Origin of the sequence: Streptomyces sp. NPDC051563 (genome assembly GCF_044454225.1) — a bacterium.
Lineage (GTDB): Bacteria > Actinomycetota > Actinomycetes > Streptomycetales > Streptomycetaceae > Streptomyces.
In genome coordinates this window covers 71,398-94,787 of sequence record NZ_JBITDL010000010.1, presented here as the reverse complement: position 1 = coordinate 94,787, position 23,390 = coordinate 71,398, and the positions used below count along the sequence as shown (strand labels likewise).

Genomic DNA, 23,390 nt, shown 5'->3' with positions numbered 1-23,390 from the left:
CCGGCGGCGGGGGCTCCGTCGTAGGCCCGCCAGGAGTCGGCGGCTCCTAGCTGTTGTACGTGGACTGCGCCCGCTCCAGGCCCTCCTGGACGAGGCACTCCACGGCGTCCGCCGAACGGTCGACGAACCAGTCCAGCTCCTTGCGCTCCGTGGAGGAGAAGTCCTTCAGCACGAAGTCGGCGACCTGCATCCGGCCGGGCGGGCGGCCGATGCCGCAGCGCACGCGGTGGTAGTCCGGTCCCATCGACTTGGTCATCGACTTCAGCCCGTTGTGGCCGTTGTCCCCGCCGCCCAGCTTCAGCCGCAGCGTCGGGTAGTCGATGTCCAGCTCGTCGTGGACGGCGACGATCCGGTCCAGCGGCACCTTGTAGAAGTCCCGCAGCGCCGTCACCGGTCCGCCGGAGAGGTTCATGAACGACATGGGCTTGGCCAGCACCACGCGCCGGTTCAGCGGTCCCGGCGGGCCCATCCGGCCCTCGACCACCTGGGCGCGCGCCTTGTGCGCCTTGAACTTGCCGCGCATCCGCTCCGCCAGCAGGTCGGCGACCATGAAACCGATGTTGTGGCGGTTGCCCGCGTACTCCGCACCCGGGTTCCCGAGACCCACGATCAGCCAGGGCGCCGCGTCGTCCGACATCAAAAGCTCCTTATACGAAGACGACCGCCGTCCCGCTCCAGTGGAGCCGGACGGCGGTCGTTCAGCAAGTGCTGAGGGTGAGCGGTGAGGCTCAGGCCTCGGTGCCCTCGGCGGCCGGCTCCTCGGCCTGCGCGCCGATGACCTGCAGGACGGCGATGTCGCCGTCGACGGCCAGGGTGGTGCCGGCCGGCAGGACCAGGTCGGAGGCGGTGATGGTGGCACCGGCCTCCAGGCCCGCGATCGAGACGGTGACCTCGGTCGGGATGTGCGTGGCCTCGGCCTCGACGGAGATGGTGTTCTGGAGGGTCTCCAGCATGTTGCCGCCCGGGGCCAGCTCGCCCTCGGTGACGATCGCGACGTCGACGGTGACCTTCTCGCCCTTCTTGACGATCAGGAAGTCGACGTGGGAGATCGAGCGCTTCAGCGGGTGCTTCTGCACGGCCTTCGGGATGACCAGCTCGGTGCCGCCGTCCGCGATGTCCAGGGAGATCAGGACGTTCGGGGTGCGGAGCGCCAGCGCCAGGGCGTGGGCGTCGACGTTGACGTGCTTCGGGTCGGTGCCGTGGCCGTAGATGACCGCGGGGGTCAGGGCGTCGCGGCGGGCCTGGCGGGCGGAGCCCTTGCCGAAGTTTTCGCGGACCTTCGCGGCAAGCTTGATCTCGGACATGCTCACTCCTCGTGGGGTGACGGAAATGGACGACAGTCACCCGGCCGGAACACGGCCTGCTACGAAGAGCGCGTCGATAACGGAGCATCCGCACCCTGTGGAAAACAGGTACGGCCTCCCTCGCCGAGCAACTCGAGGAGTGTACCCGGGGAGGGAGGCCGTACCCAAAACGATCTCTGCGGTGACTGCTACTGCTGCTCTTCGAACAGGCTGGTGACCGAGCCGTCCTCGAAGACCTCGCGCACGGCGCGGGCGATCATCGGGGCGATGGAGAGCACCGTGATCTTGTCGAGCTCCAGGTCGGACGGGTCCGGCAGGGTGTTCGTGAACACGAACTCGCTGACCTTGGAGTTCTTCAGGCGGTCGGCGGCCGGGCCCGACAGGATGCCGTGCGTGGCCGTCACGATGACGTCCTCCGCGCCGTGCGCGAAGAGCGCGTCGGCCGCGGCGCAGATGGTGCCACCGGTGTCGATCATGTCGTCGACCAGGACGCAGACGCGGCCCTTGACCTCACCGACGACCTCGTGGACGGTCACCTGGTTGGCGACGTCCTTGTCACGGCGCTTGTGCACGATCGCCAGGGGGGCGTCCAGGCGGTCGCACCAGCGGTCGGCGACGCGCACGCGGCCGGCGTCCGGGGAGACGATCGTCAGCTTGGAGCGGTCGACCTTGGCACCGACGTAGTCCGCGAGGACCGACAGGGCCGAAAGGTGGTCGACCGGGCCGTCGAAGAAGCCCTGGATCTGGTCGGTGTGCAGGTCGACCGTGAGGATGCGGTCCGCACCCGCGGTCTTCAGCAGGTCGGCGACCAGGCGGGCCGAGATCGGCTCGCGGCCCTTGTGCTTCTTGTCCTGGCGGGCGTACCCGTAGGACGGGACGATCACGGTGATGGAGCGTGCCGACGCGCGCTTGAGCGCGTCGATCATGATCAGCTGCTCCATGATCCACTTGTTGATCGGAGCCGTGTGGCTCTGGATCAGGAAGCAGTCCGCGCCACGCGCCGACTCCTGGAAGCGGACGTAGATCTCGCCGTTCGCGAAGTCGAAAGCCTTGGTCGGCACGAGGCCGACACCGAGCTGGTGCGCGACCTCCTCGGCCAGCTCGGGGTGGGCGCGGCCGGAGAAGAGCATCAGCTTCTTCTCGCCGGTCGTCTTGATCCCGGTCACAGCACTGTCTCCTCAGACGTGGGAAAGCTGCTCGCCCCCATGTGCGTCCGTCCCGCACACGGTGAGCCAGCCGAATTGCGTTCACGTATCACGGTACGCGCTCTCGGGCGTAGCCGTTTCCGGTCAGTTCACCTCAGCGTTCGCCGGAGTCCTCGCTGACCGCCGACTGGGCCGCGGTCGCGGCGGCGCTTCCCGGACGCTTGCGGGCCACCCAGCCCTCGATATTCCGCTGCTGGCCACGGGCCACGGCCAGGGCGCCGGGCGGCACGTCCTTCGTGATCACGGAGCCGGCGGCGGTGTAGGCGCCGTCCCCGATGGTGACGGGAGCCACAAACATGTTGTCCGAACCCGTCTTGCAGTGTGAGCCGACGGTCGTGTGGTGCTTGTGCTCGCCGTCGTAGTTGACGAACACGCTGGCGGCACCGATGTTCGTGTACTCGCCGATCGTCGCGTCGCCGACGTAGGACAGGTGCGGGACCTTGGTGCCCTCGCCGATCGTGGCGTTCTTCATCTCCACGTACGTGCCGGCCTTGGCCTTCGCGCCCAGGTTCGTGCCCGGACGCAGGTAGGCGAAGGGGCCGACGCTCGCCGAGGCGCCGACGACGGCGGTGTCCGCCACGGTGTTGTCCACCCGGGCGCCGGCGCCCACGTGGGTGTCCTTCAGGCGGGTGTTGGGGCCGACCTCGGCCTGCTCGGCGATGTGCGTGGTGCCGAGCAGCTGGGTGCCCGGGTGCACGATCGCGTCCTGGCCGAAAGTCACCGTCACGTCGACGAGCGTGCTCGCCGGGTCGACGATCGTCACGCCGGCGAGCATCGCGCGCTCCAGCAGGCGGGCGTTCAGCAGGGCGCGGGCCTCGGCGAGCTGGACCCGGTTGTTGATCCCGAGGATCTGCCGGTGGTCCGCGCCCACGGCGGCGCCGACGCGGTGGCCGGCCTCGCGCAGGATGCCGAGCACGTCGGTGAGGTACTCCTCGCCCTGGCTGTTGTCGGTGCGGACCTTGCCGAGGGCGTCGGCGAGGAGGGCGCCGTCGAAGGCGAAGACCCCGGAGTTGATCTCGGCGATGGCGCGCTGGGCGTCGGTGGCGTCCTTGTGCTCGACGATGGCGGTGACCGCCCCGTCGGCGCCGCGGATGATCCGGCCGTACCCGGTGGAGTCGGGGACCTCGGCGGTGAGCACGGTGACGGCGTTGCCGTCGGCCTCGTGCGTGGCCGTCAGCGCGGCCAGGGTCTCGCCGGTCAGCAGCGGGGTGTCGCCGCAGACGACGACCACGGTGCCGGCGGGCCGGTCGCCGAGCTCTTCGAGGGCCATCCGGACGGCGTGCCCGGTGCCGTTCTGCTCGTACTGGACCGCGGTGCGGACGTCGGCGTCGATCGCGGAGAGGTGCGCGGTGACCTGCTCGCGGGCGTGCCCGACGACGACGACGAGGTGGGTGGGGTCCAGTTCGCGGGAGGCGGCGACGACGTGACCGACGAGCGAGCGCCCGCTGATCTCGTGCAGAACCTTGGGTGTGGCCGACTTCATGCGGGTGCCTTCACCCGCTGCGAGTACGACGACGGCTGCCGGGCGGTTGGCGCTCACGGGTGTGCCCTTCGGCTTCGGGTGGTGGACCCGTGAAGGATACCGGTGGGTTTGAGGCCCTAAACGAGGGTGGGTCCCGACTGTGAAGGTCAGGACCCGGACCGTGGGCTCCCCTGTCAGGACTCGAACCCGAACATAAGGCACCAAAAGCCTCAGTGCTGCCAATTACACCACAGGGGATTGATCGGCCAAACCGGACATGGAGCCCTGGTGGTCGAGCCGACGGGACCTACTATGCCGCACCGGGCGCCCTGAATGCGACGGTACAAATCCGAGCCCTTCAGCGGGATTTCCCGTCGCCTGCGGACCGGGGCCGCTGCGTAGGCTGGACGGTATGACCAGTACGGGGGAAGAGCAGGGAGAGGCGGGGGCCGGACGGGACGGGCCCCTGTGGTGGGACCGGCGCGGTTCGGCCGTGCTGGACGTGGGGCTCGCCGCGGTGTCCGCCGTCGAGTGCGGGCTGGAGGGCGTCGACTTCGCCCACGACGCGGGGATCCCGGTCTTCGCCGGGGTGCTGTTCGGGCTGCTGATCGGATCCTCGCTGGTCCTGCGGCGCCGCTGGCCGATCCTCGTGGTGCTGGTCGGCATCGCGGTGTCGCCGGCGGCCATGGGGTTCATGCTCGGGGTGGTCGGGCTGTACACGCTGGCCTCCTCCGAGGTGCCCCGGCGGATCACCGCCACCCTGGCGTCGATGTCGCTGGCCGCGACCTTCGTGGTGGCGTACCTGAGGACCAGGAACGAACCCGATGTCACCTTCACCATCCTCATCAGCCTGTCCGTGTTCCTGGCGGTGGCGCTGACCGTGCCGCCGGTGCTGCTCGGGCTGTACACGGCGGCCCGCCGGCGGCTGATGGAGAGCCTGCACGAGCGGGCGGACTCGCTGGAGCGGGAGCTGTCGCTGCTCGCGGACCGGGCGGAGGAACGGGCCGAGTGGGCCCGTACGGAGGAGCGCACCCGGATCGCGCGGGAGATGCACGACGTCGTGGCGCACCGGGTGTCGCTCATGGTGGTGCACGCCGCGGCGCTCCAGGCGATCGCCGCCAAGGACCCGGTCAAGGCGGCGAGGAACGCCGCGCTGGTCGGGGACATGGGCCGGCAGGCCCTGACGGAGCTGCGCGAGATGCTCGGCGTGCTGCGGGCGGAGGCGCCGAAGCCGGCGGCGGCCGTGACGGCGCCGGCGGCGCTGGTGGGGAGCTTCGAAGACGGCCCGACGCTGGCCGAACTGGAGGTGCTGGTCGGACAGTCCCGGGCGGCCGGGATGACGGTCGAGCTGGACGTGCACGGCGAGTACTCCGCTTACCTGGCGGAGGTGGAGCAGACCGCCTACCGGGTGGTGCAGGAGGCGCTGACCAACTGCCACAAGCACGCCGCGGGCGCACGCGTCGTCGTACGGCTGGCACACCGGGAGGGCGAGGTGGCCATGCAGGTGGAGAACGGCCCCGTCGACGGCAAGGCCGCCGAACCGGGCCTGCCGAGCGGCGGCAACGGCCTGGTCGGCATGCGCGAGCGGGTCCTGCGCCTGGGCGGCGTGTTCGTCTCCGGCCCGACGGACGAGGGCGGCTTCAAGGTCTCGGCGGTCCTGCCGGGCGAACGGGGGTAGCGGGCCCGGGTACCTGGCGGGTGGTCTCGCCGATGACCTGCGGGCGTATGTTTTCCGGTGGGGAAGGCCGGTATCCGCAGACCGGAAGCGGCTCCCGCGTCTGTGATGCGGGGCGACAGGGGGGGGAAGTGGGGATGACGGTGGGCTGGGATCCGGTGGCGGAGCTGACGGACGAGGACCGGAAGCTGTTCCAGGGGCGGTGGGAGAAGAGGCTCTGGCTGAACGTGCCGGGGCCCTTCTACACGGGCGAGACGGACACGTGCTGGACCGGGCGGCTGAACGCGCCCGGCAACGTGATGTACGCGGCGAGCACCGAGGGGACCCTCGAGTACGTGTTCCGGCAGCCGCGGAGCCCGGAAGAGGTGCGCGACGTGGTCAACGCGGCCGACGAGGAGCCCTTCCAGGAGTACGCGTACGACGGCGACCGCTGGTGGACCCCGGAGGCGGTGCGCCGGTGGTGGGCCGGCCGGGGGCGGGTCGAGGAGCACCTGGTGCTCACGCTGGCCGAGTACGCGGACAGCGTGCATCCCGCCGACCGGGACGCGGCCGCGGGCGCGCGGGAGTTCCGGGCGTACCTGGCGGGCGGGCTCGCCGCCGATCTGCGGGCGTACCTCTTCCGGCTGGAGGAGGGCCGCTACCCCGGTGAAGGGGAGCGGCTGCCGGAGCTGGGCTAGCTAGCCCGTCGTCAGGCGGGTCGGCTGGAGGCCGGTGAGGAGGAGGGTGAGGGCCTCGTCGAGGCTCGCGCCGAGGTACCAGTCGCCGGTGTGGTCCACGCAGTAGACGCGGCCCTCGCGGTCCAGGGCTAGGTGGGAGGTCCCGTCGGCCTCGATGCCGAGCGGGCACAGCTGGGTGGAGAGGGCGCGGCCGAGGTCCGCGAAGGTGCGGGCGAGGTGGAGCCCCGTCAGGGGGTCCATGCGTATCGCGGTGGGCGCGATCTGGCGGCCTGGCCCCGGGGCGGTGACGGTGAGGTTCCCGAACTCCGCCCAGGCCTCGACGGCGGCCGGGAAGACGGTGTGCCGGTGCCCGGCGGGGGTGGTGTGGTCGCGCAGGGCGTCGGCCCAGTACTCGGCCTGCTTGATGTCCCAGCGGCCCGGCTCCCAGCCGGCGGTGCGCAGGGCGGAGTCCACGGCGGCGGGGAAGCGGGTGGCCGAGGAGCGGGCGTACGAAGCGGAAGCGGTGGTCATGGCGGCTACTCGGGGTGGGAGAGGTCGACGGGGCGTACGCCGAAGTGGGCGAGGAGGGCCTCGCAGGAGCGGCAGGGCGGTGCGTAGCTGCCGTGGAGCGGGTCGCCGTCCTCGCGGATGCGGCGGGCGGTGATCTTGGAGTGCTTCAGCGAGCGGCGGGCCTCGCTGGGGGTGAGGGGTTTGCGCGAGGCGCGCTTGCTGCGGGCGCCCTCCACGGTGGCGAGGTGGCGGGAGAGCAGGATCGCCTCGGGACACCGGCCGGTGAAACGTTCGCGCTGGCCGCTCGTGAGGGTGTCGAGGAAATCCTGGACGAGGGCGTGCAGTACGGGCGGCAGGTCGGCCTTGCCGGCGGTGCCGGTGAGGGTCTCCCCGCGCACGGACAGGGCGGCGGCCACGGTGGGCAGGATCCCGTCCCGGCGGAAGCGCAGCGTGGGCACGGCGGGCCGGCCGTCCCCGCCGCCCCAGCGCAGCCGGGGATCGCCGGAGCCCGGGTCGGCCGCGGCGCCGGTCTGCGGCGGGACAGCGGCGGGACCGCCGGCTCCCGCCGGGCCCTCGGGGTCCGCGGATTCCCGCGCTCCCGCGCCTCCTGAGTGGGCGTCGGCCGCTGCTGTACGTGTTGCCGTGTTCTGCATGGTTGCGCTTTCCCTCCCGTGGCCGCGGTGCTGACCGCTGTCGCGCACGCCCCCGTGCTGTGGGGACAGCCTGTCAAATGTCTCCCGGCCTGCGGAAGCGGGGTCGAATATTCGTATCAATTCGGATCTTCCCACCCGTCCCGCGGGGTCCCCGCACACGCGCGGGTGACGTCCCGGCCGGAGCACATAGGCTGTGGTGAACCAGCCAGATCCAGCAGGGGGCTACCGCCATGACGACAGGTCGGCTCGGGCATCAGGCCGCGCCACCCAACGCCGCTTATTCGGGGCAGGTCGTGCATTTCCCGGACCCCGTCCGGGCCGCGCGCCATCCCCACGGAGTCCGGATCGACGCGAACGGGCATCCCGACTTCGCGCCGTACGCGCGCGCGGCCGTCGAGATCGCCGAGCCCCCGGAGGGCTTCGGCGTGGACGAGCTGCGCCTGACCGACTGCGTGTCCGCGAACGCGGCCATGCGGGCGACCGGCCACGAGCTGTGGGACACGGTCGGCCCGGTGTCGACCCCGCACGGCTGGACCTGGCACCACGTGTCCGGTACCCGCCGGATGGAGCTCGTCCCGGTCGAGGTGAAGTCCCTGCTGAGGCACCACGCCGGTCTGGCGACGGCGGCGGTGGACCACGGCAAGCGCGGGACGCGGCCGTTGCAGGAGGTGCGCCCGGTGCACCTGGGACTGCCCAAGACGGTGGTCTCGGTGTCGGAGCAGCAGGTCCAGGGCGTCGAGGAGGACCTCGGCTACCGGCTCCCGGAGGCGTACCGCTCCTTCCTGAAGGCGGCGGGCGGCTGCGCGCCGGTGGGCACCGGGCTCGACGTGGAGCTGGGCCTGCTGGTGGACCAGCCCTTCTTCACGGTGCGCGAGGAGGCGGCGGTCAACGACCTCGTCTACGTCAACAAGTGCCTGCGGGACCACCTGACGAAGGACTACCTCTGCGTGGCCTTCGCCCAGGGCGGGCTCCTCGCGGTGAAGGTGCGCGGGGAGGCCGTCGGCTCGGTCTGGTTCTCGCCGTACGACGATGCGCGCGACCAGGACGGCTGGTCGGTGCAGGAACGCGTGGAGCGGCTGCTGCTGCCGTGCGGTACGGATTTCGACGCCTTCCTGGAACGGCTGGCGGGCAATCCGCCGGAACTGGAAACGGTGGCCGGTCTGATGGTGGACGGCGGATTCGCACGCTCGGTTCCCGTGACGGGTCCGGGTTCGGGTGCCGGTTCGGCCGGACGTTCGGTTCCGGGTGCCGGGCCGGCATCGGCACCGGTGGAGGGGTGACGGCGCGATGGTGACGTTTGCGCAGGCGCAGGAGCGCGCCGAGGAATGGATCAACGGGGACGTGCCCGCGTACCAGCACCGCGAGGTGCGCGTACGGGAGTTCGGACTCGGTTTCGTGGTGTGGGCGGAGGACCGCCCCGCGGGCCCCGTGTCCGGGGGCGGCCGGCAGCGGCTCGTCATCGCCCGGGACAGCGGGGAGGTGACGCTCTGGCCCGGCCTGCCGGTGGGTGAGGTGATCCGCCGCTACGAGGAGGAGTACGGGGCGTCGGCCGCGCAGGCCGAGGCTTCGGTTCCGGTGCCGCGCATCGACTCGGAGCAGACCTCCTTCATGCTGAGCCCGCCGGAGTGGCTCCAGGAGGCGGCGGACCGCGCGGGGATCCCCGCGGCTCCGGCGGCCCCGGCCGCTCCGCAGTCCCCCGCGGGGCCCCCGGTGCCGGTCGGGCAGGCGGCTCCGGCCGCTTCCGGAGCCTCCGCCTCCGGGCCGGGCCCTTCGGGGCCGGGCTCTTCCGGGCCGGGCCCTTCCGACGGCCGTTCGGAGCGGGATCCCGAGCCCGTGCCGCTGCGGCGCGGGGGAGAGGTCCCCTACGAGCCGACCGCCAACGACGGGGTGCCCGCCGCGGTCCCGACCGGGGCCACACCCTGGGCCGGGACCGACGTGAACCCCGGCGCGGACTCCGTGTCCGTGCCGCTGCCGGCGACGGTGTTCGCCCCGCCGCTGTCCGGGTCGGACCTGGACGACGCCCCGGCGTCCTCGGGGCCCGGCCCCGAGGCGCGCACGACCCTGATGCCCAGGGGCAGCGAGCTGCCGAAGACCGCCGTCGTGCCCGCGCTCGACTCGGAGTCCGGGCCCGGGCAGGGACCGGCGCAGGGGTCGGAGCCGGGTCCCGGCCGGAACTCCGGTCCCGGTGCGGCGTCCGGCGGGGACATCGCCGACGCCCCGACGAGCAAGGCCCGGGTCAACCGGTCCGGGGCTGCCGCGCCCGTGACTCCGCCCGGCCCGCCCGGTGCGCCGGGCGGCGGCGCGGAGCCGCCCTCGTACGCCGCCACCATGCTGGCCGCTCCCGGCGGGCCCCAGCAGCCCGGCCCGCCCGGCCCGCCCGGAGCCCCGGGGGCTCCCGGCGCGCCCGGTGGCGGGCTGGACCATGCCGCGACGATGCTGGCGGGCCCGTCGGTGACGGGGCAGCCGCCCGCGCCTCCCGGTCCGCCGGGGGCTCCCGGCGCGCCCGGTGGCGGGCTGGACCACGCCGCGACCATGCTGGCCGGTCCCACCGGACCCCGTCCGCCCGGCCCGCCCGGGGCCCCGGGTGCCGGGCAGCCGCCCGGCCCGCCCGGTCCCCCCGGCGTGCCCGGTGGCGGGCTGGACCGTGCCGCGACGATGCTGGCGGGCCCGTCGGTGACGGGGCAGCCGCCCGCGCCTCCCGGTCCGCCCGGGGCTCCCGGGTCGTCCGGCGCCTCCGGCGGGCGCGGAGACGCGTACGCCGCCACCATGCTGGCCGGTCCCGGCGGACCGCAGCAGCCGGGCCCGCCCGGTGCGCCCGGTCCCGCGCCGCAGTCGCCCGTACAGGCTCCGCAGGCACCGGCTCCGCAGGCCCCCGTCCCCGGGGTGCCCACGGTCGGCCCCGGCTACCAGGCCGTGCTGCGCTACCGCGCGCCCGACGGCTCCGAGCAGCAGCTCATCCGCCGTTCCGCGCCCGGCACCCCGCACCCGGAGTGGCAGATCCTGTACGAGCTGCGCGCGATGAACGTGCCGCCGCAGCAGGTGCTGGAACTGCACACCGAGCTGGCCTCGTGCGAGCTGCCCGGCGGCTACTGCGCGCGCATGATCCGCGAAACCTGGCCGCAGGTGCGGATCACCAGCGTGGCCCCGTACGGCACGGACCACGCGGGACGCCAGCAGGGCATGCGGCACCTGCTGACCCACCAGGGCGAACTGCACCAGGTGGCGGACGGCCCGGCGCGCCCCGCGCCGGTGCGCGCACCGCTGCCGCAGGTGCCGTTGCAGCCGGCCATCCCGCTGGACGCGATCGCGCAGGAGCTGGCGGGGGCGTTCGGGCCGCAGGGGGTGTTCCGCTTCGAGCAGCGCGCGGTGTCCCGGCAGGGTGTGCCGGAGATCGTGGCGCAGACGCTGATGTGGTCCGGACTGCCGGTCGATTTCGGGCCGTTCTTCTGGGCCCAGGCCGTACCGGGTGCCCCGCTGCCGACGCTCGCCGAACTGGCGGCGCAGCGGCAGGTGCAGCCGGCCTCGGACGCGGGCTCGTACCTGGTGGTCGGCAGTGACTTCGGCAAGGCGCTGTGCGTGCAGTACGGCACGGCGCACATCGTGGCGGTGCCCGTCGAGGGGGGAGAGGGCGGTCCCGGCGGGGCGCCGGTGCCCCCGCAGTTCGTGAACTCCTCGCTGCCGCAGTTCGTACGGTCCCTGGCGATGCTGGGTCACATGTGGCGGCTGCGCCAGCACCTGACGCCGGAGCAGGCGGGCCGCTGGACCGTCGATTTCCAGGCCAATCTGGCGGGGCTGGACAGTGCGGCGCTCGCGTCGCCGGAGAACTGGTGGTCGGTGCTGCTGGAGCAGATGTGGGACGGGCTCCTCTGACCGCTCGTCGCTGATCCCGTGCGGATCCCGTGCGGATCCCCTGCGGATCCCGTGCCGGTCAGGATGGCCGGGTCGTGACCCTCGAACAGGGTGTCGGCCCGGCCATTCGGGCTTCCGGGAGCAAATGACGCATCCTTGGCAGGAACCCCCGCGAGAGAGGCGCTTCCAGGATGAGTGCACCCTTTACCACCGTGCGTGGCCGTGGCTACCGGGCGGAAGAGGTGGACCGGTACCTCGCCCGGCTGTCGGGGAGCCGGGACGAGGCCTGGGAACGGGTGGCCCGGCTGACCGTGCTGGCCAAGCAGATGGAGGAGGAGGCCGGGCGGCTGCGCGCGGAGGTCTCCGCACTGGCCCCGCAGACGTACGAGGAGCTCGGCGAGCGCGCCCGGCGGATCCTGCTGCTGGCCGAGGAGGAGTCCGAGACCCTACGGGGCGACGCGCGGGCGGACGCACTGGCGACGGCGGGCGCCGCCGAGGCGCACGCCGACCGGGTGGCGGACCTGGCGCACGGCGACGCGGAGGCGGTGCGCGAGCAGACCGAGGTCCGGGCCCGGCAGTTGCTGCTGCGCGCGGGGCGCGAGGCGGACGACGCCCGGACCGAGGCGCGGGACGACGCGGCGGCCTGGCGGGCGGAGGCGCAGGCGGCGCTGGCGGACACGGCCCGCCGGGCGGACGCGCTGCTCGCGGAGCGCGAACAGGAACACGCTGAGCGCCGGGACGCGGCGGAGCGGGAGCTGGCGGCGCGGACGGCGGAGCTGGAGTCCCGGCACGCGGAACTGGAGCGGTACGCGCAATCCCGGCTGGCGGAGGCGAAGCGGGCGTTCGCGCAGGCCCAGGAGACCGCCCGGCACGGCCAGGAGGACGCGGAGGCGAGGGCGGCGGAGCTCATCGCGGAGGCGCGGGTACGCGAGGAGCGGTCGGGCCGGGAGACGGAGCGGATCCTGCGCGAACACGGGGAGTCCCAGGACGAGATGCGCGCCCACATGAACCACGTCCGCTCCAGCCTGGCCGCCCTGACGGGCCGCGCCCCGGCGGAGGGCTGACCCGGACGGCCACGCGCGGCGCCCTTCCCGGGGGCCAGTCCCCGGACCCTGTTCCTCAAGCGCGCCGTTTCAGCCCGTCCGGCGTTTGAGGACCGGGGTGTGGGGCGGAGCCCCAGGGGTCTCGGGCGCGGTCCGGGTTCGGCGGGTCAGGGCGGAGCCCTGGGAACGGTGGAAGGGCGGGTAGGGGATTCAAGGCCCGCTCAGCGGCACGGGACCGCCGGCTTGGGACGGCTGCGCCGGATAGGGCGACGGGTCGCTGCGCAGGCCGCGGGTGGTGACCACCACGCTGAAGGCGGGCGGCGCCGTCGCGGGCAGGGCCGCGGCCAGGGTCCCGGCCGGGGTGACCGCGGTCGGCAGGGCCGTGCCGTCGACCTCGACCAGGGGCGCGTCCCCGAAGCCGCCGCCCTCGACGGCGAGGAGACCCTCCGTCACGGAGACCCTCGTGATCACCGGATTGGCCCGCACCGCCATCTTGTTCAGGAGGTAGGCCCCGGCCGGCGCCCCGGTCAGCGCCCACATCTCCGACGGCAGCTTCGGCAGTCCGGCGCCCACGTCCGTCACGAAGAACGCCACCACGTACAGCATGGTGACCGCGCTCAGGGCCACGTACTGCAGGTCGACCAGGTCGGTCCGCCCGCTGTCGTTCGCGATCAGGTCGTGCAGCGGGCGCCGTTCCGTGCCTTTGGGCGCCGGTTTGGCCATGGAGCCCCGCTCCACCCGCATGCCGACCACCGCCTTGGCCGCGATCAGGGCCGCGTACGGGCCCCCGAGCAGCGGGAGGTAGACGGTCGTCAGCGAGGACAGGGGGCCCTCGGGACCCTGGAACCAGGCGACGCCGCCGCCCGCGGTGAGTCCGTAGCCGAGGGTGGCCAGGAGCAGCCAGAGCAGGATCACCGTCCAGGCCAGGGCGAGCGTGGTGGAGGTGGAGAGGCGCCCGTCGCGGCCGGTGACGAAGCCGGGGTGGCGGAGCAGGCGGAGCAGGATCGGGCCGGCCACGGCGGCGAGCAGGGCCAGGGCCAGGAGCGCGGACGTCATGTGTGGTTCCCCCCGGAAGTACGGCGTCTCCGCAGAGGGTTACCGAACCGGTCCGGGCATGACAAGTCGATCGGCCCCCGGCGGCGTCACCTTTGCGCCAACTCCGCGGCGCCCGCGCCCGCCCTCATCCCTCGCGTTGCTCCGGCAGCACCGGGAACCGGCGCGGGGCCACCAGCAGCAGTACCAGGGCCGACGCGGCCGCCGCCAGGCTCGCGCCGAGGAAGATGTGGTCCCCGGCGGCGGCCACCGCCCGGCGCAGGTACTCGGCGGCCTCCGGGGGGAGGATGCCGGGGTGGGTCAGGGCCCTGGCCACGTCGTCCAGGTTCGAGGGGAGCCCGGGCACCGGAGCCTGCGAGAGCCGGGCGGCGATGGTGGCGTTGGCGACGGCCCCGAGCAGCGCCGCCCCGACGCTCTGCCCGACGTTGCGGCAGAACAGCACCGAGGCGGTCGTGGTCCCGCGCTCCTCCCAGCCCACCGTGGACTGGACCCCGACGATCAGCGGGAGCTGGAACAGGCCGAGGGCCGCGCCGAGCAGAAGCATGATCACCACCGGCTGCCAGACGGGGGCGGGGTAGGGGAGCACGGCGAAGGCGCCGAGGACCAGGGCGGCCAGCCCGACCCCGGTGGCCGCGGTGTTGCGGAAGCCGATGCGCCGGTAGACGTGCTGTGCGAGGGCCGCGCTGATCGGCCAGCTCAGGGTCATCGCCGAGGCGACCAGACCGGCGCCGGTGGGGCCGAGGCCCAGGACGGACTGGGCGTACGTCGGCACGAACAGCATCGGGGCGACCATCAGCAGGCCGAGCCCGGCCATGGCCAGGTTGACGGCGGCGATGGTGCGCCGGCGCCACACCCAGCCGGGCAGGATGGGCTGTTCGGCCCGGCGCTCGATCCAGACGACGAGCACGCCCAGCGCCGCCGCGGATCCGAGCAGGAGCAGCGAGGGCGCCGACAGCCAGGGCCAGGCCACTCCGCCCTGCACCAGCGCGAAGAGCAGCAGCCCGCCGCAGGCGAACACGGCGACGGCGCCGGGCCAGTCGACGGGGCCGGTACGGCCGGGGGCCCGGGTGGGCTCGACCAGGTACCGGCTGATGATCCACAGGGCTGCGGCGGCCAGCGGCAGGTTGAGCAGGAAGATCCAGCGCCAGTCGGCGTACGTGGCGATCAGCCCGCCGAGCGCGGGGCCGGCCAGCGCCGATCCGGCCCAGACCACGGACATCCGGGACTGGATGCGCGGCCGGTCCCTGAGGGAGTAGAGATCGGCGGCCAGGGTCTGGACGGTGCCCTGCAGGGCACCGCCGCCCAGGCCCTGGAGGATCCGGAAGGCGATGAGGGCGGCCATGTCCCAGGCGGCCGCGCACAGCAGGGAGCCGAGCAGGAAGAGGCTGATGCCGAGGAGCAGTACGGGCTTGCGGCCGTAGGTGTCGGAGAGCTTGCCGTAGACGGGCAGGGTGACCGTTCCGGCCAGGATGTAGCCCGAGAAGATCCAGGAGAAGACGGCGAAGCCGCCGAGGTCGCCGACGATCTGCGGGATGGCGGTGGCCACGATGGCGCCGTCGAGGGCGACGAGGCCCATGGTCAGCATCAGGGCGGCGACGACGGCCGTACGGGGCCGCCCGGGAGCTCCGGATCCGGTCCGTTCCTCCCCGGGTATGCCTCCGGCACCTTCGTCGGTACTCGCGCCCGTGCTCTCCCCTGAGCCCATGAAAAACCCTTCACCCCGTGGCTACCTGCGCAGACACCCTCTCACTGCGGCATTACGCGGTGGTATCCCCGGAGGGCGCCTCGTCCCAACGGGCGAGATCCCCTAGGGGTTGCTCCTCACAAGGATCCAGGGGCGCTTCGTCCCGGGGGAGGAGGAGGAAGGGCCGCGCGGGTCCTTAACTGGTGTCTACAGGGCGGGAGTCCGCGGGGGGTAGGGCTAGCACCCCTATGGATACGGCGATTGGCACCAGCGCGCCGCGGTACCCCCGGCCAGCAGACTTCGGATCAAGCGCAGCACTGCGTGCGACACACACGCAGCACCGACGACCGTACGCATCAGAACGAGGGGAAACACCGTGACAACGGCTATGACCGAAACCAGGCACGGGGGCACTGGAGGGCATGGGGCCGTCGCGGCGCGTGCGCGGAAGGTCGTCAAGGCCTACGGCTCCGGCGAGACGCGGGTCGTCGCCCTGGACGCGGTGGACGTGGACATCCACCGCGGGCAGTTCACCGCGATCATGGGGCCCTCGGGCTCCGGCAAGTCCACGCTGATGCACTGCCTGGCCGGTCTGGACACTGTCACGAGCGGCCAGATCTTCCTGGACGACACCGAGATCACCGGGCTGAAGGACAAGAAGCTCACGCAGCTGCGCCGTGACCGGATCGGCTTCATCTTCCAGGCCTTCAACCTGCTGCCGACGCTAAACGCCCTGGAGAACATCACCCTCCCCATGGACATCGCCGGCCGCAAGGCCGACACGGAGTGGCTGAACCGGGTCGTGGAGACCGTGGGCCTGGCGGGCCGCCTCAAGCACCGCCCGACCGAGCTCTCCGGCGGCCAGCAGCAGCGCGTGGCGGTCGCCCGCGCCCTGGCCTCCCGGCCCCAGATCATCTTCGGTGACGAGCCCACCGGAAACCTCGACTCCCGGGCCGGCGCGGAGGTCCTCGGCTTCCTGCGCCGCTCGGTGAACGAGCTCGGCCAGACCATCGTCATGGTCACCCACGACCCGGTCGCCGCCTCCTACGCGGACCGCGTCATCTTCCTCGCCGACGGCCGGATCGTCGACGAGATGCACACGCCCACCGCCGACCAGGTCCTGGACCGCATGAAGGACTTCGACGCGCGCGGGCGGACGTCATGACCGTCATGAAGACCGCGCGGCGCAACTTCTTCGCGCACAAGGGACGCATGGCGCTCTCCGCCGTGGCCGTCCTGCTCTCGGTCGCCTTCGTCTGCGGGACGCTGGTGTTCACGGACACCATGAACACGACCTTCGACAAGCTGTTCGCGGTCACCAACTCCAATGTGACGGTCAGCCCGAAGGAGGCCGAGAGCGGCGGGGAGACCCCCGACACCGGCAAGCCCCAGGCGCTGCCCGGCTCGGTCGTCGAGCAGGTGAGGAAGGCCGAGGGCGTGAAGTCCGCCGAGGGCGGCGTGGCCTCGATGGCGGTGACCGTCGTCAACTCCAAGAACGAGAACCTCGGCTCGACCACCGGCGCCCCGACCTTCGCGGGCAACTGGACCGAGAACGAACTGAAGTCGATGAAGATCATCGAGGGTCAGGCCCCGCGCGGCCCCACCGACGTGATGATCGACAGCGACACGGCGAAGAAGCACCACCTGGGCCTCGGTGACGACATCCGCACCATCACCGTCACCGGCGACATCCGCTCCAGGATCACCGGCATCGCCGCCTTCACCGTGACCAACCCCGGTGCGACCGTCGTCTACTTCGACACCGCCACCTCGCAGCAGAAGCTGCTCGGCGCCCCGGACGCCTTCACCCACGTGAACGTCACCGCCAAGGACGGGGTCAGCGATGCGCAGCTGAAGGCGAACGTCGCCTCCGCCCTCGGGGCCGACGCCTACAAGCTCCAGACCGCGAAGGAAGCCGCGGACGCCAACAAGAAGAGCATGGACTTCCTCGACATCATGAAGTGGGTGATGCTCGGCTTCGCCGCGATCGCCTTCCTCGTCGGGATCTTCCTGATCTTCAACACCTTCTCGATGCTGGTCGCCCAGCGCACCCGCGAGATCGGCCTGATGCGGGCCATCGGCGCCGACAGCGGCCAGGTCCTCAAGTCGGTGGTCATCGAGGCACTACTGCTCGGTGTGGTCGGCTCGGTCCTCGGCGTCGCCGCCGGCGTCGGACTGGCCGTCGGCCTGATGCAGCTCATGAGCCAGATGGGCATGAGCCTGTCCACCGAGGACCTGACCATCGCCTGGACCACCCCGGTCATCGGCATCGTCCTCGGTGTCGTCGTCACCGTCGTCTCCGCCTTCATACCGGCCCGCCGGGCCGGCAAGGTCTCCCCGATGGCCGCCCTGCGCGAGTCCGGCACCCCCGGCGACAAGAAGGCCGGCCGGATCCGTGCCGCCCTGGGACTGGGCCTCACCGGCATCGGCGCCGCTGCCCTGTACCTCGCCGGCAGCGCCGACGCCGCCGGCACCGGAGCGCAGTGGCTGGGGCTGGGCGTCCTGTTCACCCTCATCGGGTTCATAGTGATCGGCCCGCTCCTCGCGGGCGTCGTGGTCCGGGCCCTGTCGGCCCCGGTGCTGCGGCCCTTCGGCTCCATAGGCCGCCTCGCCGAGCGCAACGCCCTGCGCAACCCGCGCCGCACCGGTGCCACCGCCGCCGCGCTGATGATCGGCCTCGCGCTGGTCGCCTGCCTGTCGGTGGTCGGCTCCTCGATGGTGGCCTCGGCCACCGACGAGCTCGACAAGTCGGTCGGCGCGGACTTCATCGTCCAGTCCCAGACCGGGCAGCCCGTCGTACCGCAGGCCGAGGAAGCGCTGCGGCGGACCCAGGGCCTGGCGCACGTCACCGTCTACCGGGAGGTCGACGCCAAGATCACCGCCCCCGACGGCACCACCGAGTCCGACGGCATCGGGGCCCAGGACCCCACCTACGCCAAGGACGTCCGGCGCAAGACCACGGCCGGCGAGCACGCGGACGCCTACCGGCCGGGCTCGATGTCGGTGGGCTCCGAATACGCCACCAAGCACCAGGTCAAGCTCGGTGACGAGCTGACCGTCGCCTTCACCGGCGGCAAGACCGTCAAGCTCAAGGTCGCGGCGATCACCAGCGACGAGAGCAACCTCGACAAGGGCATGAAGTACGTCAGCACCGCCGTCGCCGAGGCGAACGTGCCGGCCGACAAGCTGCCCCGGCCCTTCATGGTGCTGGCCACCGCGAAGGACGGCCAGGACGACGCCGCCTACGCGGCGGTCAAGTCGGCGCTGGCGGAGTACCCGCAGTACCAGGTGCTCAACCAGACGGACTACAAGCAGGCGCTGAAGGACCAGGTCGGCCAGCTCCTGAACGTGGTCTACGCCCTCCTCGCCCTCGCGATCATCGTCGCGGTCCTGGGCGTGGTGAACACCCTGGCCCTCTCGGTGGTCGAGCGGACCCGCGAGATCGGCCTGATGCGCGCCATCGGCCTCTCCCGCCGCCAGCTGCGCCGCATGATCCGCCTGGAGTCCGTGGTCATCGCCCTCTTCGGCGCCCTGCTGGGCCTCGGCCTGGGCATGGGCTGGGGCGCCACGGCCCACCAGCTCCTCGCACTGGAGGGCATGAAGATCCTCGAGATCCCGTGGCCCACCATCCTCGGCGTGTTCGCCGGCTCCGCCCTGGTCGGCCTGCTGGCCGCACTGGTCCCGGCTTTCCGGGCGGGCCGGATGAACGTCCTGAACGCGATCGCCAGCGAGTAATCGCCGGCCGGTCGTACGGGGGAGCCCCGGCCCCGCCCCACCCGTTCGGGTGGGGCGGGGCCGGGGTCGTTCACACGCTCATGACGGGAACGTCGTAGAGCGGGATGTGCTTGTCCCGGGTGACGAGGGTGAGTCCCTCGGTCTGGGCCTGGGCGATCAGTATCCGGTCGAAGGGGTCCCGGTGGTGCAGGGGTAGCTGACCCGCCCGGATTCCGTGAAGGGCAGTGATCGGGAGGGGCCTGAGCTGGCAGTCCCGGGCCTGCTCCGGCAGGTCCTCCGGGCCGTCCAGTTTGCCGAGCGCCTGCTTGACGGACAGTTCCCACGGGGTGACGGCGCTGACGTGGACGAGTCGCTCGGTGTCCAGCAGGTGCTTGACCTCCTCCGACAGCTGAGGCGAGTCGGTCAGCCACCACACGATGACGTGCGTGTCGGCCAGGAGCTTCACTCGGCGCCCCCGGCCCCGGGAGCAGGGAGCAGTCCGAAGGCCTCGGCGAAGCCGGGATCGTCGGACATGTCGTCGAAGTCCTCGCGGAAGACCACGGGCTCGGTAACCGACCCTCGGGCGGTCCGCCGGACCTTCCCCGCGAGCGGGATCACCTTGGCCACCGGCTCGCCGGCCTTGCTGATGATCACCTCTTCGCCGGTGGCGACGGTCTCCAGGATCTTGGAGAAGTTGGTCTTCGCCTCGTGGACGTTGTACTGCCGGGCCGCTTCCATCGCGTACTCCAGGACATGGGGAAGGTGGACTAACCGCCGGGCTAAGCGTAATCAGGTTGGCTCAGTCCGCGCCAGTTCCTTCACCCCCGCGGGGGATGCGAATCCCACGCGCGGGTGTCGGAGCCGCGTCGTAGGGTGGGTACCCCCGGCCCGTTCGACGTGTCGGGTCCTTCGCGTTGCCGCCCCGCGGGGACGCGCCGCACCTCATCGGATGGAAAGCCGCCTTCATGAGCCTGCACGGACTGCTCGATGCCGTCACCCGGGACCCCGCACTCGCCGAGGCGGTCACCGCGGCCGGGGACGGCAACCGCATGCACGTGGACCTCGTCGGCCCGGCCGCCGCCCGGCCCTTCGCCATCGCCGCGCTCGCCGCCCGGACCCAGCGGACCGTGCTCGCGGTCACCGCCACCGGACGGGAGGCGGAGGACCTGGCCGCCGCACTGCGGTCCCTGCTGCCCCCCGACGAGGTGGCGGAGTACCCCTCCTGGGAGACGCTGCCGCACGAACGGCTCAGTCCGCGCAGCGACACCGTGGGCCGCCGGATCGCCGTCCTGCGCCGCCTCGCGCACCCGAGCAAGGACGACCCCGCCGCGGGACCGGTCTCGGTGGTCGTCGCGCCGATCCGCTCCGTGCTCCAGCCGCAGGTCAAGGGGCTCGGCGACCTGGTCCCGGTGAGCCTGCGCCAGGGCCAGAGCGTGGACCTCGGCGCGGTGACGCAGGCGCTCGCCGCAGCCGCGTACGCCCGGGTGGAGCTCGTCGAGAAGCGCGGCGAGTTCGCGGTGCGCGGCGGCATCCTCGACGTGTTCCCGCCCACCGAGGAACACCCGCTGCGCGTGGAGTTCTGGGGCGACGAGGTCGAGGAGATCCGTTACTTCAAGGTCGCCGACCAGCGCTCCCTGGAGATCGCCGAACACGGCCTGTGGGCCCCGCCCTGCCGGGAACTGCTCCTCACCGACCAGGTCCGCGAGCGCGCCGCGGCCCTCGCCGAGCTCCACCCCGAGCTCGGCGAACTGCTGCACAAGATCGCCGAAGGCATCGCCGTCGAGGGCATGGAGTCCCTGGCCCCGGTCCTGGTCGACGACATGGAGCTGCTGATCGACGTCCTGCCCGCCGGCGCCATGGCCGTCGTGTGCGACCCGGAGCGGGTGCGCACGCGGGCCTCGGACCTGGTGGCGACCTCGCAGGAGTTCCTGATGGCCTCCTGGGCCGCCACCGCCGGCGGCGGCGAGGCCCCCATCGACGTGGGCGCGGCCTCGCTCCGCGGGATCGCCGACGTACGGGACCACGCGCGCGAGCTCGGCATGATGTGGTGGTCGGTGTCCCCCTTCGCGGCGGACGAGACGTTGACATATGCCGCTGACGCGGCGGGCGCGGTCGGCCGCGACACCCTCAGCCTCGGCATGCACGCCCCCGAGGCCTACCGCGGCGACACCACCCGGGCGCTCGCCGACACCAAGGCCTGGCTCGCCGACGGCTGGCGCACCGTCTACCTGACCGAGGGCCACGGGCCGGCCGCCCGTACCGTCGAGGTCCTCGGCGGCGAGGGCATCGCGGCCCGCCTGGAGGCGGACGTCACCGACCTGGAGCCCTCGCTGGTCCACGTCTCGTGCGGCTCCCTCGACAACGGCTTCGTCGACCCGGTCCTCAAGCTCGCCGTGCTCACCGAGACCGACCTGACCGGCCAGCGCACCGCCACCAAGGACCTCGGCCGGATGCCGACCCGGCGCCGCAAGACGATCGACCCGCTGACCCTGGAGGTCGGCGACTACATCGTCCACGAGCAGCACGGCGTCGGCCGCTACATCGAGATGGTGCAGCGCACCGTGCAGGGCGCCACCCGCGAGTACCTGCTCGTCGAGTACGCGCCGGCCAAGCGCGGCCAGCCCGGCGACCGCCTCTACATCCCCACCGACCAGCTGGAGCAGGTCACCAAGTACGTCGGCGGCGAGGCCCCGACCCTGCACCGGCTCGGCGGCGCCGACTGGACCAAGACCAAGGCGCGCGCGAAGAAGGCGGTCAAGGAGATCGCCGCCGACCTGATCAAGCTCTACAGCGCCCGCATGGCGGCCCCCGGCCACACCTTCGGCCCCGACACCCCCTGGCAGCGCGAGCTGGAGGACGCCTTCCCGTACGCGGAGACCCCCGACCAGCTCACCACCATCGCCGAGGTCAAGGAGGACATGGAGAAGTCGGTCCCCATGGACCGCCTGATCTGCGGAGACGTGGGCTACGGCAAGACCGAGATCGCGGTGCGCGCCGCCTTCAAGGCGGTCCAGGACGGCAAGCAGGTCGCCGTCCTCGTCCCGACCACGCTGCTGGTGCAGCAGCACTTCGGGACCTTCTCCGAGCGGTACGCGCAGTTCCCCGTCAAGGTGAAGGCGCTGTCCCGTTTCCAGAGCGACACCGAGTCCAAGGCCACGCTGGAGGGCCTGCGCGAGGGCTCCGTCGACATCGTCATCGGCACGCACCGGCTGTTCTCGCAGGAGACCAGGTTCAAGGACCTGGGCCTGGTCATCGTCGACGAGGAGCAGCGGTTCGGCGTCGAGCACAAGGAGCAGCTGAAGAAGCTGCGCGCCAACGTCGACGTGCTGACGATGTCCGCGACCCCCATCCCGCGCACCCTGGAGATGGCGGTGACCGGCATCCGCGAGATGTCCACGATCACCACCCCGCCCGAGGAACGCCACCCGGTCCTCACCTTCGTCGGCCCCTACGAGGAGAAGCAGATCGGCGCCGCGGTCCGCCGCGAACTGCTCCGCGAGGGCCAGTGCTTCTACATCCACAACCGGGTCGAGTCCATCGACCGGGCGGCCGCCAAGCTCCGCGAGATCGTGCCCGAGGCGCGCATCGCGACGGCCCACGGCCAGATGTCGGAACAGGCCCTGGAACAGGTCGTGGTGGACTTCTGGGAGAAGAAGTTCGACGTGCTGGTCTCCACGACGATCGTCGAGTCCGGCATCGACATCTCCAACGCCAACACCCTCATCGTCGAGCGCGGCGACAACTTCGGCCTCTCCCAGCTCCACCAGCTGCGCGGCCGCGTGGGGCGCGGCCGCGAGCGCGGGTACGCGTACTTCCTGTACCCGCCGGAGAAGCCGCTGACCGAGACCGCGCACGAGCGGCTCGCGACGATCGCCCAGCACACCGAGATGGGCGCGGGCATGTACGTGGCGATGAAGGACCTGGAGATCCGCGGCGCGGGCAACCTGCTCGGCGGCGAGCAGTCCGGCCACATCGCGGGCGTCGGCTTCGACCTGTACATCCGGATGGTCGGCGAGGCCGTTGCCGACTACCGGTCGGCCGTCGACGGCCAGGTCGAGGAGGAGCCGCCGCTCGAGGTCAAGATCGAGCTGCCGGTGGACGCGCACGTCCCGCACGACTACGCGCCGGGCGAGCGGCTGCGCCTCCAGGCGTACCGGTCCATCGCGGCGGCCAACTCCGAGGAGGACGTCAAGGCGGTCCGCGAGGAGCTCACCGACCGCTACGGCAAGCTGCCGGAGCCGGTGGAGAACCTGCTGCTGGTGGCCGGACTGCGGATGCTCGCCCGCGCCTGCGGGGTCGGCGACATCACCCTCCAGGGCCCCAACATCCGTTTCGGGCCGGTGGAGTTGCGCGAATCGCAGGAGCTGCGGCTGAAGCGGCTCTACCCGGGCTCGGTGATCAAGCCGGCCGCCTCGCAGGTGCTGGTGCCGCGGCCGAAGACCGCCCGGGTGGGCGGGAAGCCGCTGGTCGGACGGGAACTGCTGGGCTGGACCGGGGAGTTCCTCGCCACGATCCTCGGTTCGTAGGGGCTCGTAGGGGCTCGTAGGAGCTCGTGATCACGGCGCCCGTGGACACGGCGACG

18 protein-coding genes and 1 tRNA gene are annotated in these 23,390 nt (G+C 72.3%); 8 read left to right on the top strand and 11 right to left on the bottom strand.

Annotation, left to right across the window (positions count from 1 at the left end; translation table 11 throughout):
- Positions 1 to 46 precede the first annotated feature (46 nt).
- From pth to ACIA8F_RS14045, 5 genes are all read right to left on the bottom strand, one after another.
- Positions 47 to 637, bottom strand: coding sequence for an aminoacyl-tRNA hydrolase (gene pth, locus ACIA8F_RS14065; protein ID WP_399378586.1), 591 nt, complete (start codon positions 635 to 637; stop codon positions 47 to 49).
- Positions 638 to 728: 91 nt separating this feature from the next.
- Positions 729 to 1,304 (bottom strand): 50S ribosomal protein L25/general stress protein Ctc, encoded by a 576-nt coding sequence (locus ACIA8F_RS14060; RefSeq protein WP_399378584.1) that lies wholly within the window; start codon positions 1,302 to 1,304, stop codon positions 729 to 731.
- A gap of 188 nt (positions 1,305 to 1,492) precedes the next feature.
- Positions 1,493 to 2,470: a ribose-phosphate diphosphokinase gene (locus ACIA8F_RS14055; RefSeq protein ID WP_112451977.1), complete on the bottom strand. Its 978-nt coding sequence runs from the start codon at positions 2,468 to 2,470 to the stop codon at positions 1,493 to 1,495.
- 133 nt (positions 2,471 to 2,603) lie between these two features.
- Positions 2,604 to 4,049, bottom strand: coding sequence for a bifunctional UDP-N-acetylglucosamine diphosphorylase/glucosamine-1-phosphate N-acetyltransferase GlmU (glmU, locus tag ACIA8F_RS14050; protein WP_399378583.1), 1,446 nt, complete (start codon positions 4,047 to 4,049; stop codon positions 2,604 to 2,606).
- Between the two features lie 108 nt (positions 4,050 to 4,157).
- Positions 4,158 to 4,229, bottom strand: a tRNA-Gln gene (locus tag ACIA8F_RS14045).
- Between the two features lie 154 nt (positions 4,230 to 4,383).
- Between ACIA8F_RS14045 and ACIA8F_RS14040 the strand changes: the two genes are divergently transcribed.
- Positions 4,384 to 5,649, top strand: a complete 1,266-nt coding sequence (locus tag ACIA8F_RS14040; RefSeq protein ID WP_399378581.1) for a sensor histidine kinase — start codon at positions 4,384 to 4,386, stop codon at positions 5,647 to 5,649.
- Between the two features lie 134 nt (positions 5,650 to 5,783).
- Positions 5,784 to 6,323 (top strand): ferredoxin, encoded by a 540-nt coding sequence (locus ACIA8F_RS14035; protein ID WP_399378776.1) that lies wholly within the window; start codon positions 5,784 to 5,786, stop codon positions 6,321 to 6,323.
- Here the strand turns inward: ACIA8F_RS14035 and ACIA8F_RS14030 are convergent, their stop codons facing one another.
- Both ACIA8F_RS14030 and ACIA8F_RS14025 read right to left on the bottom strand, forming a co-directional pair.
- Positions 6,324 to 6,833, bottom strand: coding sequence for an SUKH-3 domain-containing protein (locus ACIA8F_RS14030; RefSeq protein WP_399378580.1), 510 nt, complete (start codon positions 6,831 to 6,833; stop codon positions 6,324 to 6,326).
- A 5-nt stretch (positions 6,834 to 6,838) separates the two neighbouring features.
- Entirely contained in the window at positions 6,839 to 7,465 is a 627-nt protein-coding gene (locus tag ACIA8F_RS14025) for a YwqJ-related putative deaminase (RefSeq protein WP_399378579.1), read from the bottom strand.
- Positions 7,466 to 7,695: 230 nt separating this feature from the next.
- Here ACIA8F_RS14025 and ACIA8F_RS14020 point away from each other — a divergent pair, with 230 nt between their 5' ends.
- The 3 genes from ACIA8F_RS14020 (at position 7,696) to ACIA8F_RS14010 (ending at position 12,378) form a co-directional block, all read left to right on the top strand.
- Entirely contained in the window at positions 7,696 to 8,745 is a 1,050-nt protein-coding gene (locus ACIA8F_RS14020; protein ID WP_399378578.1) for an SMI1/KNR4 family protein, read from the top strand.
- Between the two features lie 7 nt (positions 8,746 to 8,752).
- The gene (locus ACIA8F_RS14015) at positions 8,753 to 11,335 is read left to right on the top strand and encodes an SUKH-4 family immunity protein (RefSeq protein WP_399378576.1); all 2,583 of its coding nucleotides are present in this window, start codon (positions 8,753 to 8,755) and stop codon (positions 11,333 to 11,335) included.
- A 170-nt stretch (positions 11,336 to 11,505) separates the two neighbouring features.
- Positions 11,506 to 12,378 carry a DivIVA domain-containing protein gene (locus tag ACIA8F_RS14010; protein ID WP_399378574.1) on the top strand — a complete coding sequence of 291 codons (873 nt, stop codon included), beginning with the start codon at positions 11,506 to 11,508 and terminating at the stop codon, positions 12,376 to 12,378.
- A gap of 189 nt (positions 12,379 to 12,567) precedes the next feature.
- On the opposite strand, the gene ACIA8F_RS14005 is transcribed toward ACIA8F_RS14010, so the two are convergent.
- Both ACIA8F_RS14005 and ACIA8F_RS14000 read right to left on the bottom strand, forming a co-directional pair.
- Positions 12,568 to 13,413, bottom strand: a complete 846-nt coding sequence (locus ACIA8F_RS14005; RefSeq protein WP_399378572.1) for a hypothetical protein — start codon at positions 13,411 to 13,413, stop codon at positions 12,568 to 12,570.
- Between the two features lie 124 nt (positions 13,414 to 13,537).
- Positions 13,538 to 15,115 carry an MFS transporter gene (locus tag ACIA8F_RS14000; protein ID WP_399378570.1) on the bottom strand — a complete coding sequence of 526 codons (1,578 nt, stop codon included), beginning with the start codon at positions 15,113 to 15,115 and terminating at the stop codon, positions 13,538 to 13,540.
- A 367-nt stretch (positions 15,116 to 15,482) separates the two neighbouring features.
- Here ACIA8F_RS14000 and ACIA8F_RS13995 point away from each other — a divergent pair, with 367 nt between their 5' ends.
- Positions 15,483 to 16,259 (top strand): ABC transporter ATP-binding protein, encoded by a 777-nt coding sequence (locus ACIA8F_RS13995; RefSeq protein ID WP_399378568.1) that lies wholly within the window; start codon positions 15,483 to 15,485, stop codon positions 16,257 to 16,259.
- Positions 16,256 to 18,829 (top strand): ABC transporter permease, encoded by a 2,574-nt coding sequence (locus tag ACIA8F_RS13990; protein ID WP_399378566.1) that lies wholly within the window; start codon positions 16,256 to 16,258, stop codon positions 18,827 to 18,829. The genes ACIA8F_RS13995 and ACIA8F_RS13990 overlap by 4 nt, the downstream gene beginning before the upstream one ends.
- Positions 18,830 to 18,899: 70 nt before the next feature.
- Here ACIA8F_RS13990 and ACIA8F_RS13985 read toward each other — a convergent pair whose 3' ends face one another.
- Together ACIA8F_RS13985 and ACIA8F_RS13980 are read right to left on the bottom strand one after the other, a co-directional pair.
- On the bottom strand, positions 18,900 to 19,274 hold the full coding sequence (locus ACIA8F_RS13985; RefSeq protein ID WP_399378564.1) for a type II toxin-antitoxin system VapC family toxin: 375 nt from the start codon (positions 19,272 to 19,274) through the stop codon (positions 18,900 to 18,902).
- Positions 19,271 to 19,546 carry a type II toxin-antitoxin system Phd/YefM family antitoxin gene (locus ACIA8F_RS13980; RefSeq protein WP_399378563.1) on the bottom strand — a complete coding sequence of 92 codons (276 nt, stop codon included), beginning with the start codon at positions 19,544 to 19,546 and terminating at the stop codon, positions 19,271 to 19,273. The genes ACIA8F_RS13985 and ACIA8F_RS13980 overlap by 4 nt, the downstream gene beginning before the upstream one ends.
- Positions 19,547 to 19,773: 227 nt before the next feature.
- Between ACIA8F_RS13980 and mfd the strand changes: the two genes are divergently transcribed.
- A complete protein-coding gene (mfd, locus tag ACIA8F_RS13975) occupies positions 19,774 to 23,334 on the top strand; it encodes a transcription-repair coupling factor (RefSeq protein WP_399378562.1) in 3,561 nt (1,186 codons plus the stop codon).
- Positions 23,335 to 23,390: the final 56 nt, after the last annotated feature.

Bases quoted from the DNA above. Each gene is read 5' to 3' on its own strand.
- pth (WP_399378586.1), bottom strand. From the start codon at position 637: ATGTCGGACGACGCGGCGCCCTGGCTGATCGTGGGTCTCGGGAACCCG.
- ACIA8F_RS14060 (WP_399378584.1), bottom strand. From the start codon at position 1,304: ATGTCCGAGATCAAGCTTGCCGCGAAGGTCCGCGAAAACTTCGGCAAG.
- ACIA8F_RS14040 (WP_399378581.1), top strand. From the start codon at position 4,384: ATGACCAGTACGGGGGAAGAGCAGGGAGAGGCGGGGGCCGGACGGGAC.
- ACIA8F_RS14035 (WP_399378776.1), top strand. From the start codon at position 5,784: ATGACGGTGGGCTGGGATCCGGTGGCGGAGCTGACGGACGAGGACCGG.
- ACIA8F_RS14030 (WP_399378580.1), bottom strand. From the start codon at position 6,833: ATGACCACCGCTTCCGCTTCGTACGCCCGCTCCTCGGCCACCCGCTTC.
- ACIA8F_RS14025 (WP_399378579.1), bottom strand. From the start codon at position 7,465: ATGCAGAACACGGCAACACGTACAGCAGCGGCCGACGCCCACTCAGGA.
- ACIA8F_RS14020 (WP_399378578.1), top strand. From the start codon at position 7,696: ATGACGACAGGTCGGCTCGGGCATCAGGCCGCGCCACCCAACGCCGCT.
- ACIA8F_RS14015 (WP_399378576.1), top strand. From the start codon at position 8,753: ATGGTGACGTTTGCGCAGGCGCAGGAGCGCGCCGAGGAATGGATCAAC.
- ACIA8F_RS14010 (WP_399378574.1), top strand. From the start codon at position 11,506: ATGAGTGCACCCTTTACCACCGTGCGTGGCCGTGGCTACCGGGCGGAA.
- ACIA8F_RS14005 (WP_399378572.1), bottom strand. From the start codon at position 13,413: ATGACGTCCGCGCTCCTGGCCCTGGCCCTGCTCGCCGCCGTGGCCGGC.
- ACIA8F_RS14000 (WP_399378570.1), bottom strand. From the start codon at position 15,115: ATGGGCTCAGGGGAGAGCACGGGCGCGAGTACCGACGAAGGTGCCGGA.
- ACIA8F_RS13995 (WP_399378568.1), top strand. From the start codon at position 15,483: ATGACCGAAACCAGGCACGGGGGCACTGGAGGGCATGGGGCCGTCGCG.
- ACIA8F_RS13990 (WP_399378566.1), top strand. From the start codon at position 16,256: ATGACCGTCATGAAGACCGCGCGGCGCAACTTCTTCGCGCACAAGGGA.
- ACIA8F_RS13980 (WP_399378563.1), bottom strand. From the start codon at position 19,546: ATGGAAGCGGCCCGGCAGTACAACGTCCACGAGGCGAAGACCAACTTC.
- mfd (WP_399378562.1), top strand. From the start codon at position 19,774: ATGAGCCTGCACGGACTGCTCGATGCCGTCACCCGGGACCCCGCACTC.